The following is a 16190-nucleotide window of genomic DNA, read 5'->3' as shown; positions in this document are numbered from 1 at the left end:
GATACTATTCCAGGCGGCGCGCTTCCAGCGGCGCGTCCTGTCTGAACCCCTCGAAATAGCGGCCGCCATGCAGGGCAAGCTCCCGATCGGCCAAAGTCAGAAATCGGGCGCCGTCGCCCGCTGCCGCCACTTTGAACGCCGCGTCGAATTCCGTTGCCAATTGTGCATCGAGCTTCCGCATCAGGCGCGGCGCCCACTTGCCGCGGCCGGCCCATGCGCCGCGCCCGAGCAGGATCAGGTCGGCGAGCTTCTGGTAGAGCAGCGCGGCAATAGCGGCGACCTCTTCGGGCGGGCGGGTACCGCGCAGATCATCGGCCAAATCGGTGACCTGGTAGCGCACCATGTCGTAGTCTGCCCCGGCAAGAGGTTTCGGTCCTGCCGCCAGCATACTTTCCGCCTTTGCCTGGATGACGTGCGCGCTGTCGATATCCGATCCCACTATACAGCCCGTCGCGACCATGTGGGCCATGATGGGATAGCCGCTGTCTGCGTCCCGATGGAGGTAATGCGCCAGCGTCTGCGGATCGTGGACAAAGGCTTCCACCGGAAACCCATCCGCGCTGAACGACTCCCGCCAGGCTCTTTGGAGCGACGGGAACACCACGACGAGATCGATATCTGAAAAGGCGGTGCCTTCGCCGCGCATGATGGAGCCGGCGACATAGGCGAATGCTGCCCCGGCATAGCGGCGGGCGATGCAGCAGCGGGCGACGGCCAGCGCCCGCTCCGCAAGAACATGTTTCTGGATATCGTCCACGATCTCGTCCTCGAATATGGGAGACGAGCGGCAACAAAAAACCCGCTCGTATCCGGCGGGTTGGTTTCAGCAGCAATGAACGGGATTCAGTTCACGCGTCTACCACCCACCGCGGCGCGGTGGTCGTAGACGTCGTCGAAACTGTAAAAGTCCTGCTCATGGCGGTAACGATACCGCTGGATAGTGATAGCGTCAATGCACCAGGCGCCGGCCAAGGACGCTTCCCCGGCGCGCCGATTTCCGTCTAAGATGACCACAAAGCAAGACTCGAAACAGGAAGAGCCCGCCAATGTCCGATCCCGCCACCGTCATCCCGCTTCCGCAACCGGTGTTGTTGCCGGTCGAAAGCAGCGCCGAACGTTTTCCGGTGCGCCGCGTCTATTGCGTCGGCCGCAACTATGCCGACCATGCGATCGAGATGGGCCATGATCCCAGCCGTGAGCCGCCCTTCTTCTTCCAGAAGAATGCCGACAACCTGCTGCCTGCGGGAAAGGCCTTTCCCTATCCGTCGCTGTCGAACGACGTGCATTACGAGGTCGAATGCGTGCTGGCGCTGAAATCAGGCGGCGCAAACATCGAGGCCGCGGACGCGCTCGACTGCGTCTATGGCTATGCCGTCGGCATCGATTTTACCCGCCGCGACCTCCAGGGCGAGGCAAAGAAGCTTGGGCGTCCCTGGGAGGTCGGCAAGGCCTTCGAACATTCCGCCCCTATCTCCCCAATCGTTCCGGCAAGCCGCCTCGGCCACGCCGCTCAAGGCAAGATCTGGCTGGAACAGAACGGCAAGCGCGTGCAGGACGGCGATCTCAACCAGATGATCTGGAAGGTGCCGGAGATCATCGCCGAATTGTCGAAGCTCTTCACTCTCGCAGCCGGCGATATCATCATGACCGGCACGCCCGCCGGCGTCGGCGCGGTGGCTAGGGGCGATCGCATCACTTGCGGCATCGACGGCGTCGCCACCCTATCGGTCGAGGTCGTCTGAGGAGAGAGCCATGCCCGTCTACGCGCTTGGCGGATCGACGCCGAAACTGCCCGCCGCCGGCCTCTATTGGATTGCACCGGATGCCAACATCATCGGCCAGATCGAACTCGGCGAGAATGTCGGCATCTGGTTCGGCGCCGTGCTACGCGGTGACAACGAGCCGATCACCGTCGGCGAAGGCACCAACATCCAGGAAGGCGTGATGGCCCATACGGACATGGGCTTCCCGCTGACGATCGGAAACGGCTGCACCATCGGCCATCACGCCATCCTTCACGGTTGCACCATCGGCAACAACACGCTGATCGGCATGGGCGCCACCATCCTGAATGGTGCGAAGATCGGCAATAACTGCCTCGTTGGCGCCAATGCGCTGGTGACCGAAGGCAAGGAATTCCCCGACAACTCCCTGATCGTCGGCGCACCTGCCCGCGCGGTGCGCGTGCTCGACGAGGCGGCAATCGAGGCCATCCGTCGCTCGGCAGAAAACTACGTCACCAACTGGCAACGCTTCGCCCGCGATCTCAAACAGATCGGGTGATTGGGTACCTCGGCGGCAGGTGGCCAGCCCTGTCCTTCGAGGCCCCTGCGGGGCACCTCTGGATGAGGCTGGAGAGAGGGCCGCGGGTGAGAGAAGGGCGACGGATGACGCTCGCGAATTCATCAGCCTGCCAGACACCCATCAGCCTCCCAACCACACGGCATAGCGATCAGCCCTCATCCTGAGGTGCGCAGGCCAAAGGCCGGAGCCTCGAAGGAGGGGGCGGGGGTGGTCAGGCGCCCTCTCCGCCCGCCCCCGCCGCTCACCACACGCCCGGAATCCACCGCCATCGCACACGCTCCATGTACTCCGCATAACCTTCGAGGCCCTTGCGCAGTTCGGCTTCCTCGCCGAGCGTGCGGCCGAACAGGACGACGACGAGCAGGCCGGCGGGGATCAGCGCGTAGAGCGATCCAAGCGACAGCGCCATGCCGGCGCTGAGCACGATGGCGGTTGCGTATCCGGGATGGCGGATTACGGCGTAGGGTCCGGTGTCGATCACCTTGTGGTCGCGGTCGGTCTGAATGCGCACCGTCGGCTCGAAATGCCGGTTGACCGATTGCGCCCAGGTCAGGCCGAGATAACCTGATGTCATCAGGAGATAGCCGATAAAGACGACCCAATCGGGCTGCGGCGCCCAGTGGAAACGTCCGTCGTCGAATGCGCCGACCGGAAGAATGGCGGCAAAGAGAATGATCGTCAGCGTCGCCACCACGGCGTCCCAGGATTTGGTACCCTTCTGGTATCGGCTGCGCGCCGCAAACAGCTCCGGATTCGTCCGCCAGATCCAGATGATTGCGACAACAGTCAGCACAAGGAACAGGCCGAGAAAGATCCAGCCGCGCGGCCAGTCGAGCGTGCCGGCCGGCCAAAACAGCGCCGCAAACATGACGGCAATGGTGATGGCGAGCGATCCGAGCGATGGCGCCGCCGCGAATGAGTGACCGGGCCGAGTGTCCCGCTGCGTCATGATCGCTCTCCGTTCCATGACAGCGCAGCGCGTCCTCTTAGACGCGCAGAAAGACGCTGCACATGGCGGATTTCATTGAAAAAATCGCCTTACTCGGCGGCTTCGAGAAACTGGCTGTTTCGTGAAGATGAGGCAAGAGCCTGAACCCTGGCTTCCGCCTTGGCGATCAGCTGATAGAATTCGTCCTGCGCTTCGACATCTAGCTGAATGACAGCGTTGACGTCGTCGGGCGTATCGCAAACGCAGGCGACCGCAGAAATCGGACAGATGCCGCCGGGATAGCGTCTGCCGGTGCCCGTATAGGCGCGACGTCCCCAACGCTCGGAATAGACCGTCTCTTCCCGCTCAAGCTGCAGGATCGTTCCCTTGCAGGCAGTCACGATAGCCGCCTTGCCGTAGGCGAACCAGTGATAGTTCAGCCTCCGGAGAATATATTTGCCGGTGATATCTTCGCCAGCCAGTTCGGCAGGGTTTTCAATCATTCTAATCATGACGGCTTCCTCAACGTTTAAACAATATCCGTCATGTCTTCGCGCGCAGCAAGTCAAAAAACGCAGCTTTTGGAGACACTTAGTCACAAAGTGTTTCCGATTCTTACATTAAGCACGCGCCGAGCACCCCCTTGTGCACACAATTCTTCGTCGAATTTCGCGCAACCTGCTACCGATTTCGTCATTGTCCGAAGTGGCAGTCACGTCAATGTCCCCTTGTGTTTTTCGGCGCGGGCTCGATATGTCTCCCTGATCGGCCCGAAGACCGCGCCGTTTTCATCCCGGGAAGCGGGCGGCTGGTTCGCCGGTTCTCCATGAGCATGATGCCGAAAAGTGTAAGCGGTTTTCGGATGACATCATGCTCTAACTCTTTAATTTAGAACAGGATTCAGGCTTTAGGTCGACCGGACCTAAAATGATCCTGTTCCAGCAGGAGAGCATCATGGTCGACGCGATCAACCCCATCTCCGCCACCGCCGCGTCCGAACCCACCAAGGTCGGCACCAGCACCTCGATCGGCTCCGAACCAGACAATGCCTGGGTCGCCGCTCGCCAGTCGCAGATCACGGCCGATCAGCTGGCAGCGAAGGAGGCCGCAAAAGGTCTCGTCCCGCACGCGGATCTGATCGTCGAAAACGAGGAGCATCCGCAAAAGCGGCACGGGCATGCGGCATCGGACGACGGGGAAGAGGCCGGCGAACAGGCGGAACAGCCGGTCTTGTCAGGTGAAAGCGATCGGATCGGCACCCGGAATTTCGACGACGATACGCCCTTCGGCGAGCGCGTCGCCATCATCTGATCGACGCAGTCCGGAAACCGTCCGCGCCGTCAATTCGAGCCCGCAAGCCGGGCTTCGATCGCCGACTTATCGATGACCGACCAGACCTCGACGATCTTGCCGCCGCGAAATTCGTAGATGACGTTCTCGGTGAAGGAAAGGCGCCTGCCGTTCACATCGAGGCCGAGGAATTTTGCCTTTGGCCTGCAATCGAAGCCGAGCCGGCAGGCGATGTATGGCGGATCGCAAAGCAGCATCAGCACCTTGAAATGGAGATCGGGAATCTCATCGAAGTCCTGCTCGAGCATGCCGACATAACCCGGCAGCCCGAGCCGCCGGCCGTTATGAACCGCATCGTCGCCGACGAACTGCCCGAGATTGTGCCAGTCCTGCCTGTTCAGGCAGGCGATGTAGCCGCGGTATATCTCCGCGAGTTCGGTTTTCGTCACGCGATCGCCCCCGGCTTGGTTTCTCAGGCAAAGATAGCGCCGGGATCAGCACTTGCCAGCAGCGAACGCGCCGCCTCGAGAGTTTCAGTTCAAGAGAACTCGCCTGCACGGGGACCAGCAAGCGTCACGCGCCAGCCCGTTCGCGATTGGAAATCTTGGGTGGCCAGAAACGTATAGCCTGTGGTGCGCCAGAGCCTCACCGCGCTGGTCAGATTATCGAGCACATAATCGCCGCCGTCCGTCCGGGCAATGAGAACGACGTGGTTTTGATCCTGCGGTCCAATCACCACGGAAAGCGCCAACCTGTTCGATGGAAAACCAGCTTCGATCAGGTCCTTCATCTTCTGAAGAGCGTAGTCCTCACAGTCGCCACGGCCGGCAACCGGCAGAGACCAAATATCCTTATTTCGGGAAGACGGGCGATCTTCCGCGGGAATGATACGTCCATTTACGGCGCGATTGACCTTTTGAAGAAGCGCTATTCCTGTCTGATCATTCAGCTGTTGCGCCGCCATCCTGCCGCACAGCCACTTGTACTTGGCGCAGGCTGCGGCGAATCCCACGGGTGCGCCGATGCTTCGCGTCACAGGAAGTGATGATCCCGCAACAGCTTGAAATTGCAGAAGAATGAATAAAAAGGCAGCGAGCGAAAAGACGCGCTTCATAGCCGATTCCCTTTAGTTGTTGCGAGACGATAACATAGGCTTAATAAAAATTTAGTAAAATTTTATACTTGCGATTTTAACTCTATTTGATGAATGAGACAGATTAACCATTATCTATTCTTCATGTTAATTGATCGTTAGTGTAAGAGTTCTCCCAGTTAACATTTAGTTAACCTTGGGAGACGATTGAAATGATCAGCAGAGCCGCGAAATTCAGCATCGCCGTTGCTTCCCTTCTGGCAAGCAGCAGCTTGGCAACGGCAGCCCCGGCAGTCGTTAATTGCAAGGCCGCAGTTCGCGGCACACTCGAATACAGACTATGCATGCCGACCAAAGCAATTCGTGCCGATAGCAAGTTTAGTCCGAACGATAAGGATCGCGGCAGCCGAGACATTGGCGGCAGCCAGAAGACGTCCAGCACCGCCTCCGTCGCCAGCAACGGGAATAGCGGCGGCGGCAACGGTGGCGGCAACGGTGGCGACAACGGCGGCGACAACGGCGGCGGCAACGGCGGCGGCAACGGCGGCGGCAACGGTGGCGACAACGGCGGCGGCAACGGTGGCGGCAATGGCGGCGGCAACGGCGGCGGCCATAGTGGCGGCAACGGCGGCGGCCATGGTGGCGGCAACGGTGGCGGCAATGGTGGCGGCCATGGTGGCGGCAATGGCGGCGGCCATGGTGGCGGCAACGGCGGCGGCCATGGTGGCGGCAACGGCGGCGGCCATGGTGGCGGCAACGGCGGCGGCCATGGTGGCGGCAACGGCGGCGGCCATGGTGGCGGCAATGGCGGCCATGGTGGCGGCAACGGCGGTGGCAATGGCGGCGGCAACGGTGGCGGCAACGGCGGCGGCAACGGTGGCGGCAACGGCGGCGGCAATGGTGGCGGCAACGGCGGCGGCAACGGCGGCGGCCATGGTGGCGGCAACGGCGGCGGCAACGGTGGCGGCAACGGCGGCGGCAATGGTGGCGGCAACGGCGGCGGCCATGGTGGCGGCAACGGCGGCGGCAACGGTGGCGGCAACGGCGGCGGCAATGGTGGCGACAATGGCGGCGGCAACGGTGGCGGCCATGGCGGCGACAATGGCGGCGGCGGCGACAACGGTGGCAATAACGGTTCGGGCAAGGGCGGGTCGGAATCTAAACCGAACTAACTTGATCGGCGACATGAAAATGGACGTGAGGCCGGGTAACCGGCCTCACCTTTTTGATCGCCGCTTTGTGTATCAATGGGCGTCTAATACAGTCCGGGACCCCTGCGGGCTCAGCCATCGCGGTCGCCCATGTGGGCTATAGCATCGCTTCCAGCGAGCACCTTGGCAGCTCATGTCCCAACAGATATGGCCGTCGACGCCGAGCGGCATCCGTGAAAACGGAATACGATACCGTAAGAATGCAAAGAAGCCGGCGAAAAGGGGGAACGACCAAATCCGCGCCCGCGACTTTGATGACGACGACCCCTTTAGTGAGCGCGAGGCGATCGTCTAGCGAATGCGAAGAAGCTTACGCCGCGCAGGCCTCGCATAATCCGCGGATCTCGATCGTCGTCTTTTCAGGCTTGAACTTCTGCCCGCGCACCCATTCCATCAGTCGGTGGTCGACCTCGTGGTCGTGGAACTCCGTCACCTGGCCGCAGCTTTCGCAAATGGCGAAGGCGACGATGCCGTGACTGTGGCAGTCGTCGCCCGGATGGGCGCAGGCGACGAAGGAGTTGATGCTTTCGAGCCGGTGCACCACGCCATATTCGAGCAGCTTCTCCAGCGCCCGGTAGACCTGCAGGGGCGCGCGAAAACCGTGGTCGCGCAGCTTGTCGAGAATGGTATAGGCGCTGAGCGGCCCTTCGGCCTTTTCGAGCACATCGAAGACCAGCGACTGGTTCTTGGTCAATTGCGGTGTCGTCATGAGCCTTGTCCTTGCATGACCGCGCGGTGTCGCCTGACGGGAAGCAGGCTGAGCATGAAGAGGATCAGCGCCGCGACCACGATCGAGGGGCCGGAGGGCGTATCGTAGGTGAGCGAGCCGAACAGACCGCCAACGACGGCCGCCGCCCCGATCAGCGAGGCGAGCACTGCCATGATCTCCGGCGTCGGCGAGAAGCGCCGCGCCGCAGCCGCCGGTATGATCAGCAGCGAGGTGATCAGCATGATGCCGACGATCTTCATGGCAATGGCAATGACGACGGCCATCAGCAGCATGAAGAACAGCCGCGCCCGCTCCGGCTTCAGCCCCTCGGCCTCGGCGAGCTCGGCATTGACGGTCGCAGCCAAGAGCGGTCGCCAGAGCCAGGCCATTGCCACGAGCACGAACAGCCCGCCGCCCCAGATCAGTGCGATGTCGGTGGTGGAAACGGCAAGAATATCGCCGAACAGGAAGGCGATGAGATCGATCCGCACCCAGCTCATGAAGGCGACCATGACGAGGCCGATCGCCAGTGTCGCATGCGAGAGGATGCCGAGCAGCGCATCGGCCGACAGCGCCTGGCGCTTCTGCAGGAAGAGCAGCAGCACCGACACGAGGGCGGCAACGGCAAAGACAGCCAGTGTCAGGTTGAGTTCGAAAAGCAGTGACAGTGCGACGCCGAGCAGCGCCGAATGGGCGATCGTATCGCCGAAATAGGCCATGCGCCGCCAGATGATGAAGCAGCCGAGCGGCCCCGTCGTCAGCGCCAGGCCGACGCCGGCAAGGATGGCGCGCACGAAGAAATCGTCAAGCATGGCGCTCTCCCGCTTCATGCGCGTGCGGATGGGCATGGTCAGGATGATCGTGATCATGTTCATGACCGGCATGCCCATGCTCATCCGCGTGATGGCCGTCGTCGGGGTGGCAATGATCGGTGACGGAGCCGTCGGCATGTTGCACCCGGCCGTCCGGCAAGTGCGTATGATCATGGTGATGGCTGTAGACGGCCAGCGTCTGCGCCGCCCGGCTGCCGAACAGGCGCACATATTCCGGGCTGCGGCTGACGGATTCAGGCGTGCCACGGCAGCAGACATGTCCGTTGAGGCAAATGACCGTGTCGGTTTCGGCCATGACGACATGCAGGTCGTGCGAGATCAGCAGGATGCCGCAGCCCGTCGCATTGCGGATCGACTTGATGAGGTCGTAGAGGGCGATCTCGCCGGAAAAATCGACCCCCTGCACCGGCTCGTCGAGGACCAGCAGATCGGGCTTGCGGGCAATCGCCCGGGCCATCAGCGCCCGCTGGAATTCGCCGCCGGAGAGGTGCTGGACCTCGGCATCGAGCATATGGGCGATGCCGGCTGATTCGAGCGCCGAGAGCATATCGCACTCAGGCAGCGGTCCTGTCAGCGTCATCAGCCGGCGTACCGAAAGCGGCAGTGTCCAGTCGATCGACAGCTTCTGCGGGACATAGCCGACCTTGAGGCCGGCTTTGCGCTCCACCCTGCCCTCATCAGGCTTCAACACACCGATCGCCGCCTTGGCGCTGGTCGACTTGCCCGAGCCGTTCGGCCCGATCAGCGTGACGATCTCGCCGCGCGAGACGGAAAAATCGACACCGCGCACCAGCCAGCGGCCGTTGCGCAGAATGCCGACATCTTCAAGGGAAACCAGCGGTTCGGCCCTGATACCAGCGGGGGTCTTTGCGGGAGAGAGCATCAAATTTTCCGAAAGTGCTGTTGCGTCCTGCTATTGCACACGTTATAGCATAACGCAATTGATGTAATAACATAACAATCGCAATTCAAGCGGAGCATATTGATGAAACGCGCCTTGGGGCCTGCCCTCAAAATCTCGGCCCTCAGAATGCCGGCCCTCGCAATCCCGGTCCTGGCGATCCCCACCCTGCTCTTTTCCGGCACCATGCGAGCAGCCGATGCACCCGTCGTCGTCACCTCGATCAAGCCGATCCATTCGCTGGTTTCGGCGATCATGCAGGGTGTCGGCGAACCTGAATTGATCGTCGATGGCGCCGCCTCCCCGCATACCTACAATCTGAAGCCCTCCAATGCCCGCGCCCTGCAGGATGCCAAGGTGATCTTCTGGGTCGGCCCCGGCCTCGAGGCCTTTCTCGAAAAGCCGCTGCAGGCGCTGGGTTCGGATGCCAGCATCGCCGCGCTCGACGACGCCCCCGGCCTGGTCAAGCTGCCCTTCCGAGAAGGCGGCGCCTTCGAAGCGCATGATGATGCCCCCGAGCACGATAGTGCTTCCGGTCATCATGAGGCCGAAGCCGCGCATGGCGCTGAAGCTGATCATGACCACGGGCACGACGATCACGACCACGGCGCATTCGACACCCATCTCTGGCTCGACCCGATGAATGCCAAGGCCATGGCGACCATGATCACCACGACGTTGGTCGCCGCCGATCCCGCCAATGCTCTGACCTATCAGGGCAACGCCAAGGCGCTGGACGACAAGCTGGATGCGCTCGATACCGAGATCAAGGGCATGGTCGCTCCCGTCAAGGACAAGCCCTTCATCGTCTTCCACGACGCCTACCAGTATTTCGAGCACCGCTACGGCATCCGCGTCTCCGGCTCGATCACCGTCAGCCCGGAAACCATTCCCGGCGCCGAGCGCGTCTCGGAAATCCACCGCAAGGTCGGCGAACTCGGCGCCACCTGCGTCTTTGCCGAACCGCAGTTCGAGCCGCGCCTCGTCAATGTCGTCATCGAAGGCACGCGCGCCAAGTCAGGCGTGCTTGATCCCGAAGCGGCAACACTGAAGGCCGGTCCCGATCTCTACTTCAACCTCATGCGCGGCATCGCCAACAACATGAAGGACTGCCTCTCCGGCGCATGACTCTCATGCGCCGCTCCGCGCGTCCTGCCGGACACGCGACGCTCCACGGAGAGCTGAGGCGGAAAGGCGGACAACCCCGTTCCGCCTTTTTTCGGCCCCTCAGATGTAATGATATAACATTAATAAGACTCTGATGAGGTTCCCATGAACAACAGACTTCCCGTTACGGTGCTTTCAGGCTTCCTCGGCGCCGGCAAGACGACGCTGCTCAACCATGTGCTGACCAATCGCGAAGGCTTACGCGTCGCGGTTATCGTCAACGACATGAGCGAGGTGAATATCGATGCCGCCCTGGTGCGCGACGGCGGCGCCAATCTCTCCCGCACCGAGGAACTGCTCGTCGAGATGACCAATGGCTGCATCTGCTGCACGCTGCGCGACGATCTGCTGAAGGAGGTGCGCCAGCTCGCCGATCAGGGCCGCTTCGACTACCTCTTGATCGAATCGACCGGCATCGCTGAGCCCCTGCCCGTTGCCACCACCTTCGAATTTCGCGACGAGAATGGCCAAAGCCTTTCCGACGTCGCAAGGCTCGACACCATGGTAACCGTCGTCGACGCCGCCAATCTTCTTGCCGATTATGCCTCGGCCGATTTCCTCGCCGACCGCGGAGAAACGGCCGGCGACGGCGACAACAGAACCATCGTCGACCTGCTGGTCGAACAGATCGAATTCGCCGACGTCGTGGTGCTGAACAAGATCGGCACGGCAACCAAGGAAGAGCGCGACGCCGCGCGCAAGATCATCACCGGCCTCAACCCGGATGCGAAGCTGATCGAGGCGGATTTCGGCAAGATCGTCCTGAAAGACGTGCTCGGCACTGGCCGCTTCGATATCGACAAGGCCGAAACCCATCCGCTCTGGTACAAGGAACTGCACGGTTTCCGCGATCACGTGCCGGAGACCGAGGAATATGGCATTCGCTCCTTCGTCTATCGCGAGAAGCGGCCCTTCCATCCGGCAAAGCTGCAGGCCTTCCTCGATCGGACTTGGCCAGGCGTGGTGCGCGCCAAGGGCTTCTTCTGGCTGGCGACGCGCCCGCACCATGTCGGCGAGATCAGCCAGGCGGGCGCGATCGTGCGCACCGGCAAGATGGGTCTCTGGTGGGCGGCCCTACCCCGCGAACAATGGCCTGAGGAGCCGGCCTTCATGCGCGCCATCGGCCCCTATCTCGACCCCGTCTGGGGCGACCGGCGCCAGGAAATCGTCTTCATCGGCGCCGATCCGATGGACGAAGCCTGGATCAGGAAGGAACTCGACGCCTGTCTGGTCGACAGCACGGTGTTTGCTCCGGAGCGCTGGCGCAACCTGCCCGATCCTTTTGCCAGCTGGAACAGGCAGGCGGCATGACGGCGAAGGCAATCAAACGCACTCTTTGCGTCTGTACCGAATGCGAACCGCTGCCGCCGATCGAAGGGCTTCATCCCGAAACCGTCGAGGCAACAGGCGAACGGTCCGATCGGCAACGACGATCCGGCGGCCTGTTCCGAAGCCTCGCCGAACGCATAGTTCCATTCAGGACGCCCTCCTGACGAGATTCGCCTGCCGGCAAACGAAGAGGGCGGCCGAAGCCGCCCTCTTCTCATCCATCCGCCGATCAGCGACCGGCAATAATGCTGGAGATGACGCCGCTGGTGACGCCGATCAGCAGGTAATCGTTATCGGCCCGCACCCAGCGATACCCGCGCGGCGGAGGCGCGAGACGGTAGCGGCGGTAGTCGTTGACATCGGAGAACCGGCGACGCTCGCTGGCATTGACGCGGTATCCCTTTTTCCAATGCGACCGGACGACCGTCTTCTTGACGACCACCTTCTTCTGCACGACGACAGGCGGACGGCGATAATCGTCGGCGCTGGCCTGGGAAACAACCATCGGGGCAAGAAGGAAGGAAGCGGAAAGAAGAGCTGCAAAAATCTTTTTCATGTGGGGTTCCTCATGTTGGGCACGAGACCAAACTAGGGCCGAAAAGATGAACCGAAACTGAAATAAAAATTAAACTTTTGTAATGAAATCCAATAGCTAGGGGAAGACGTTTATATTTTAGATTAAACTTATGCACTGTGACGAATATTTCGTCGCCATAGACGAGGCATCGGCGCCGCCGGCCAGTTTCGTCCTTTGGCAGCACCTCAAAGCATGACGGAAGAAAAGATATTTGCGGAGCATCTGAGGATGAGGTTGGGCGACGCCGCCAGTGCTCATCGCCTGGAAGGCGCCGTCGTGGAGGGATGTCCTGCTGCTGGCGGCGGCAGGTGCTCAGCGATTTGGCATAACGAGATGCTAAAAAAAACTTGAAACGGGCGCATAATCGAGTTTCGAAGCGACGTATCTTGGGCACAGGAGGAATTCTGCATATCTGGTGAGGGGACGATCAGACCAAGACAACAATGGAGGAAAACATGCCCGGTATCAGCATGCGCTATATCGTCGACGACGTCGACGCCGCGGTGGAATTCTACACGAGACATCTCGGCTTCTCCGTCGCGCTTCGTCCCGCACCGAGTTTCGCCATCCTGACCAGGGACGGGTTTCGTCTGTTCGTCAGCGGTATGACGGGACCGGGCGGAGCATCTCAAGCAATGCCCGACGGGCGAAAACCGGAGCCTGGCGGATGGAATCGTATCCAGATCGAGGTCGGAGATCTGGAGGCGAAAGTCACCGCACTGCGCCAAGCCGGTGCGCGCTTCCGCAACGAGATCGTGCAGGGCATCGGCGGCAAGCAGATCCTGCTCGATGATCCGGCCGGAAACCCGATCGAACTCTTCGAAGCGCCCAAGAGGTGAACGAGGCGACGTCGGTAATGCGGTTCACCACGCGTTTTACGCTTCGCATCGATGAACCGCACGTATGATCCAGGTCATGCGGTTTGCCACGCATTTTGCGGCCAGCATAGCAAACCGACGCAGTATTTCCGATTACGCAGCCCGGCTTCGGCATCTCTCGCCCCAGGACTAGCCGGAACGCCTTGCCACCGGTGTGCGAGCGTGTAGTTTCGGATTCCCATCAATTCGAAGGCAGGGAAAACATGTCCGATTCCGCCGGCGGGCTCTCCGACTATGTTGGGATACTAGCCGTGTTTCTTCTTGTCGCCGCCAATGGCTTCTTCGTTGCCGCCGAATTCGCCCTGGTGTCGGTCAGGCGTAGCCGCGTCGCCGAACTCGCTGCGGCAGGCCGCATGAACGCCTCGGCACTTCAGCGCGCCGTCGACAATCTCGACTCCAACCTTGCAGCCACCCAGCTCGGCATCACCATCTCGTCGCTCGCCCTCGGCTGGGTTGGAGAACCGGCGCTTGCCCACCTGATCGAGCCGCTGCTGTCCTGGCTGCCCGGGCAATGGGCGACGGCGGGCGCGCATACTGTTGCCGTCGTCATCGCCTTCGTCATCATCACGGCGCTGCATATCGTGCTCGGCGAGCTCGCGCCGAAGAGCCTGGCACTTCAGCGCAGCGAGGCCACTTCGCTTGCCGTGGTGCGCCCGCTCGGTCTGTTCCTGGTGCTGTTCAAGCCGGCGATCTTTGTCCTGAACGGCATGGGCAACATGGTGCTGCGAGGCGTCGGTCTTCGCGCCGGAACCGGGGAATCGTCGTTCCATTCGCCGCAGGAGCTCAAGCTGCTCGTTGCCGAGAGCCAGGAGGCGGGCCTTCTCAACCAGGTGCAGCAGCAGCTCGTCGAGCGGGTTTTCAACATCGGCGACAGGCCGATCTCCGACATCATGACGCCGCGTCTCGATATCGAATGGTTCGACGCCGACGACAGCGAGGCTGAAATCCTGAAGACCATCCGCGAATGCAGCCACGAACAATTGCTGGTCGCCAGGGGCTCGATCGACGAGCCAATCGGCATGGTGTTGAAGAAGGACCTTCTCGATCAGGTTCTCGACGGCGGCAAGGTCCGGCCGATGGAGGTGATCAAGCAGCCGCTGGTGCTGCATGAGGGCACCTCGGTCGTCCGCGTGCTCGACAGTTTCAAGGCCTCACCCGTTCGCCTCGCGATCGTCATCGACGAATATGGCAGTCTCGAAGGCATCGTCACCCAGACAGACCTGCTCGAAGCCATCGCCGGCGATCTGCCGGGGTCCAACGAAGAGCCCGATATCGTCGTCAGGGAAGACGGGTCGCTGTTGATCGATGCGATGATGCCGGCCTTCGACGCCTTCGAACGGCTAGGCCTGCGCGATCGTCCGGATGCCGATTTCCATACGCTGGCGGGCTTCGCGCTGCATCAACTTCAGCACATCCCCGAAGCTGGCGAAACCTTTGTCTTCGACAACTGGCGCTTCGAGGTGCTCGACATGGACGGCATGCGCATCGACAAGATGCTCGCGACGCGCATTTCCATGGATGGGGCGGAGGCCTAAAGCCGGAAATGCTCTAGTTCACCGCCAGCGTCCAGAGCATTCCCGCGGCTGCGCAGGCTAGCAGCGTCGCGATGACGGAAGCCTTGAAGCGGAAGATCGCTATCGCCGCGGCGGCAGACAGCGCCATTGCCGCCGGCACGGCCGATTGCAGCACGGGAATATCGAGCCGCAAGCCGCCAAGCTGGACGGTCGCAACCTCGGCAAACAGCGTGTGCAGGGCAAACCAGATCGCGAGGTTGAGGATGACCCCAACCACCGCCGCTGTTATGGCCGACATCGCGCCGGCGAGCGCGATGTTGCCGCGCAGTTTTTCGATGAACGGCGCACCGAGGAAGATCCAGAGAAAACAGGGCACGAAGGTGACCCACGTCGTCAGCATCGCCGCCAGCGTGGCGGCTAACATGGGATCCAGCGATCCGGGATCGCGGTAGGCGCCCATGAAGCCGACGAACTGCACGACCATGATCAGCGGTCCCGGCGTCGTCTCGGCCATGCCGAGACCATCTAGCATCTCGCCGGGTTTCAGCCAGCCGAAATGCTGCACGGCCTCCTGTGCGACATAGGCAAGCACGGCATAGGCCCCGCCGAAGGTGACGACGGCCATCTTGCTGAAGAACAGACCGATTTCGGCAAAGACGCTGTCCGGCCCGACGAATGCATAGAGCCCGGCGACCGGGACGAGCCAGAGGGCAAGCAACACGCTCGACATGCGCAACGACCAAGCGAGGTTTGGACGAGCATGCGCCGGTATGTCCTCGCCCAGCACTGAATCGGCATCCGACAACACCGCCCCGCTGCCCGCCTTGTGTCCGCCACCAGTCCTGAAGGCGGCGATCCCGGCCCGGCCGCCGAAAAAACCGATAATGCCGGCGGCAAGTACGATCAGCGGGAACGGGACATGGAGAAAGAAGATGGCGATGAAGGCCGCGGCCGCGATACTGACCATGACGCGATTCTTGAGCGCGCGGCTGCCGATGCGAATGACGGCCTGCACGACGACAGCGAGCACCGCCGCCTTCAGCCCGAAGAATAGGCCGGCGACGATGGCGACGTTGCCAAAGGCGGCATAGATGTAGCTGAGACCGAGAATCGACAGAAATCCCGGCAGCACGAACAGAATGCCGGCAACGAGACCACCCACAGTCCGGTGCATCAACCAGCCGATATAGATGGCGAGCTGCTGCGCCTCGGGGCCGGGAAGCAGCATGCAATAGTTCAGCGCGTGCAGGAAACGATGCTCACCGATCCATCGCTTCTCGTCGACGATGATGCGGTGCATGACGGCAATCTGGCCGGCCGGGCCGCCGAAACTCAATGCAGCGATCCGCAGCCAGACCCGGAAAGCCTCGCCAAACGCGACGCCGTGATTATGTTCCTTGCCTGTGTCTTTTTCCACCATCTCGCCGGCGGACGCATTTCCTGTCATCTCGACCAT

19 protein-coding genes are annotated in these 16190 nt (G+C 61.6%); 8 read left to right on the top strand and 11 right to left on the bottom strand.

Annotated features, from left to right (window positions below):
- Nucleotides 1-4: 4 nt before the first annotated feature.
- On the bottom strand, nucleotides 5-757 hold the full coding sequence (locus HFO71_RS03290) for a nucleotidyltransferase domain-containing protein (protein WP_168259906.1): 753 nt from the start codon (nucleotides 755-757) through the stop codon (nucleotides 5-7).
- 289 nt (nucleotides 758-1046) lie between these two features.
- Between HFO71_RS03290 and HFO71_RS03285 the strand changes: the two genes are divergently transcribed.
- Nucleotides 1047-1742, top strand: a complete 696-nt coding sequence (locus HFO71_RS03285; protein ID WP_168259907.1) for a fumarylacetoacetate hydrolase family protein — start codon at nucleotides 1047-1049, stop codon at nucleotides 1740-1742.
- Nucleotides 1743-1752: 10 nt separating this feature from the next.
- Nucleotides 1753-2283, top strand: coding sequence for a gamma carbonic anhydrase family protein (locus tag HFO71_RS03280; protein ID WP_168259908.1), 531 nt, complete (start codon nucleotides 1753-1755; stop codon nucleotides 2281-2283).
- 262 nt (nucleotides 2284-2545) lie between these two features.
- On the opposite strand, the gene HFO71_RS03275 is transcribed toward HFO71_RS03280, so the two are convergent.
- Together HFO71_RS03275 and HFO71_RS03270 are read right to left on the bottom strand one after the other, a co-directional pair.
- Entirely contained in the window at nucleotides 2546-3253 is a 708-nt protein-coding gene (locus HFO71_RS03275; RefSeq protein WP_206118344.1) for a methyltransferase family protein, read from the bottom strand.
- A gap of 89 nt (nucleotides 3254-3342) precedes the next feature.
- Entirely contained in the window at nucleotides 3343-3744 is a 402-nt protein-coding gene (locus tag HFO71_RS03270; RefSeq protein ID WP_032992435.1) for a hypothetical protein, read from the bottom strand.
- Nucleotides 3745-4186: 442 nt separating this feature from the next.
- On the opposite strand from HFO71_RS03270, the gene HFO71_RS03265 reads away from it, so the two are divergent.
- Nucleotides 4187-4543 carry a hypothetical protein gene (locus tag HFO71_RS03265; RefSeq protein ID WP_168258958.1) on the top strand — a complete coding sequence of 119 codons (357 nt, stop codon included), beginning with the start codon at nucleotides 4187-4189 and terminating at the stop codon, nucleotides 4541-4543.
- A gap of 29 nt (nucleotides 4544-4572) precedes the next feature.
- Here HFO71_RS03265 and HFO71_RS03260 read toward each other — a convergent pair whose 3' ends face one another.
- The 6 genes from HFO71_RS03260 to znuC all read right to left on the bottom strand — a co-directional run bounded on the left by HFO71_RS03260 (nucleotide 4573) and on the right by znuC (nucleotide 9251).
- A complete protein-coding gene (locus tag HFO71_RS03260; RefSeq protein WP_168258957.1) occupies nucleotides 4573-4971 on the bottom strand; it encodes an ester cyclase in 399 nt (132 codons plus the stop codon).
- An 89-nt stretch (nucleotides 4972-5060) separates the two neighbouring features.
- Nucleotides 5061-5636 (bottom strand): transglutaminase-like cysteine peptidase, encoded by a 576-nt coding sequence (locus HFO71_RS03255; RefSeq protein WP_132610085.1) that lies wholly within the window; start codon nucleotides 5634-5636, stop codon nucleotides 5061-5063.
- Between the two features lie 317 nt (nucleotides 5637-5953).
- Nucleotides 5954-6802 (bottom strand): hypothetical protein, encoded by an 849-nt coding sequence (locus tag HFO71_RS03250; RefSeq protein WP_221987521.1) that lies wholly within the window; start codon nucleotides 6800-6802, stop codon nucleotides 5954-5956.
- Nucleotides 6803-7136: 334 nt separating this feature from the next.
- Nucleotides 7137-7535 carry a Fur family transcriptional regulator gene (locus tag HFO71_RS03245; RefSeq protein ID WP_011652680.1) on the bottom strand — a complete coding sequence of 133 codons (399 nt, stop codon included), beginning with the start codon at nucleotides 7533-7535 and terminating at the stop codon, nucleotides 7137-7139.
- Nucleotides 7532-8347: a zinc ABC transporter permease subunit ZnuB gene (gene znuB / locus HFO71_RS03240; RefSeq protein WP_131642994.1), complete on the bottom strand. Its 816-nt coding sequence runs from the start codon at nucleotides 8345-8347 to the stop codon at nucleotides 7532-7534. Before znuB ends, HFO71_RS03245 begins: the two co-directional genes overlap by 4 nt.
- On the bottom strand, nucleotides 8340-9251 hold the full coding sequence (gene znuC, locus HFO71_RS03235; protein WP_221968221.1) for an ATP-binding cassette domain-containing protein: 912 nt from the start codon (nucleotides 9249-9251) through the stop codon (nucleotides 8340-8342). Before znuC ends, znuB begins: the two co-directional genes overlap by 8 nt.
- A 102-nt stretch (nucleotides 9252-9353) precedes the next feature.
- On the opposite strand from znuC, the gene HFO71_RS03230 reads away from it, so the two are divergent.
- The 3 genes from HFO71_RS03230 (at nucleotide 9354) to HFO71_RS35700 (ending at nucleotide 11929) form a co-directional block, all read left to right on the top strand.
- On the top strand, nucleotides 9354-10397 hold the full coding sequence (locus HFO71_RS03230) for a zinc ABC transporter substrate-binding protein (protein WP_168258955.1): 1044 nt from the start codon (nucleotides 9354-9356) through the stop codon (nucleotides 10395-10397).
- A gap of 144 nt (nucleotides 10398-10541) precedes the next feature.
- Nucleotides 10542-11747, top strand: coding sequence for a zinc metallochaperone GTPase ZigA (gene zigA / locus HFO71_RS03225; RefSeq protein ID WP_168258954.1), 1206 nt, complete (start codon nucleotides 10542-10544; stop codon nucleotides 11745-11747).
- Entirely contained in the window at nucleotides 11744-11929 is a 186-nt protein-coding gene (locus HFO71_RS35700; RefSeq protein ID WP_077978694.1) for a hypothetical protein, read from the top strand. The genes zigA and HFO71_RS35700 overlap by 4 nt, the downstream gene beginning before the upstream one ends.
- 65 nt (nucleotides 11930-11994) lie before the next feature.
- Here the strand turns inward: HFO71_RS35700 and HFO71_RS03220 are convergent, their stop codons facing one another.
- A complete protein-coding gene (locus HFO71_RS03220) occupies nucleotides 11995-12321 on the bottom strand; it encodes an RcnB family protein (RefSeq protein WP_077978695.1) in 327 nt (108 codons plus the stop codon).
- Nucleotides 12322-12797: 476 nt separating this feature from the next.
- Here HFO71_RS03220 and HFO71_RS03215 point away from each other — a divergent pair, with 476 nt between their 5' ends.
- Nucleotides 12798-13181: a VOC family protein gene (locus HFO71_RS03215; RefSeq protein WP_012758163.1), complete on the top strand. Its 384-nt coding sequence runs from the start codon at nucleotides 12798-12800 to the stop codon at nucleotides 13179-13181.
- A gap of 242 nt (nucleotides 13182-13423) precedes the next feature.
- Nucleotides 13424-14755: a hemolysin family protein gene (locus tag HFO71_RS03210; RefSeq protein ID WP_077978696.1), complete on the top strand. Its 1332-nt coding sequence runs from the start codon at nucleotides 13424-13426 to the stop codon at nucleotides 14753-14755.
- A gap of 13 nt (nucleotides 14756-14768) precedes the next feature.
- Here the strand turns inward: HFO71_RS03210 and chrA are convergent, their stop codons facing one another.
- Nucleotides 14769-16190, bottom strand: a complete 1422-nt coding sequence (chrA, locus tag HFO71_RS03205) for a chromate efflux transporter (RefSeq protein WP_206987774.1) — start codon at nucleotides 16188-16190, stop codon at nucleotides 14769-14771.

It is taken from the genome of Rhizobium laguerreae, from assembly GCF_019778565.1.
Classification (GTDB): Bacteria; Pseudomonadota; Alphaproteobacteria; order Rhizobiales; family Rhizobiaceae; genus Rhizobium; species Rhizobium laguerreae.
This window is presented reverse-complemented; position numbering and strand designations above follow the sequence as displayed.

What these genes read in the sequence shown, in the direction of transcription:
- HFO71_RS03285 (WP_168259907.1), top strand. Translation starts at nt 1,047, where the DNA reads ATGTCCGATCCCGCCACCGTCATCCCGCTTCCGCAACCGGTGTTGTTG.
- HFO71_RS03280 (WP_168259908.1), top strand. Translation starts at nt 1,753, where the DNA reads ATGCCCGTCTACGCGCTTGGCGGATCGACGCCGAAACTGCCCGCCGCC.
- HFO71_RS03275 (WP_206118344.1), bottom strand. Translation starts at nt 3,253, where the DNA reads ATGACGCAGCGGGACACTCGGCCCGGTCACTCATTCGCGGCGGCGCCA.
- HFO71_RS03270 (WP_032992435.1), bottom strand. Translation starts at nt 3,744, where the DNA reads ATGATTAGAATGATTGAAAACCCTGCCGAACTGGCTGGCGAAGATATC.
- HFO71_RS03265 (WP_168258958.1), top strand. Translation starts at nt 4,187, where the DNA reads ATGGTCGACGCGATCAACCCCATCTCCGCCACCGCCGCGTCCGAACCC.
- HFO71_RS03255 (WP_132610085.1), bottom strand. Translation starts at nt 5,636, where the DNA reads ATGAAGCGCGTCTTTTCGCTCGCTGCCTTTTTATTCATTCTTCTGCAA.
- HFO71_RS03250 (WP_221987521.1), bottom strand. Translation starts at nt 6,802, where the DNA reads ATGTCGCCGATCAAGTTAGTTCGGTTTAGATTCCGACCCGCCCTTGCC.
- HFO71_RS03245 (WP_011652680.1), bottom strand. Translation starts at nt 7,535, where the DNA reads ATGACGACACCGCAATTGACCAAGAACCAGTCGCTGGTCTTCGATGTG.
- znuB (WP_131642994.1), bottom strand. Translation starts at nt 8,347, where the DNA reads ATGCTTGACGATTTCTTCGTGCGCGCCATCCTTGCCGGCGTCGGCCTG.
- znuC (WP_221968221.1), bottom strand. Translation starts at nt 9,251, where the DNA reads ATGCTCTCTCCCGCAAAGACCCCCGCTGGTATCAGGGCCGAACCGCTG.
- HFO71_RS03230 (WP_168258955.1), top strand. Translation starts at nt 9,354, where the DNA reads ATGAAACGCGCCTTGGGGCCTGCCCTCAAAATCTCGGCCCTCAGAATG.
- zigA (WP_168258954.1), top strand. Translation starts at nt 10,542, where the DNA reads ATGAACAACAGACTTCCCGTTACGGTGCTTTCAGGCTTCCTCGGCGCC.
- HFO71_RS35700 (WP_077978694.1), top strand. Translation starts at nt 11,744, where the DNA reads ATGACGGCGAAGGCAATCAAACGCACTCTTTGCGTCTGTACCGAATGC.
- HFO71_RS03220 (WP_077978695.1), bottom strand. Translation starts at nt 12,321, where the DNA reads ATGAAAAAGATTTTTGCAGCTCTTCTTTCCGCTTCCTTCCTTCTTGCC.
- HFO71_RS03215 (WP_012758163.1), top strand. Translation starts at nt 12,798, where the DNA reads ATGCCCGGTATCAGCATGCGCTATATCGTCGACGACGTCGACGCCGCG.
- HFO71_RS03210 (WP_077978696.1), top strand. Translation starts at nt 13,424, where the DNA reads ATGTCCGATTCCGCCGGCGGGCTCTCCGACTATGTTGGGATACTAGCC.
- chrA (WP_206987774.1), bottom strand. Translation starts at nt 16,190, where the DNA reads ATGGTCGAGATGACAGGAAATGCGTCCGCCGGCGAGATGGTGGAAAAA.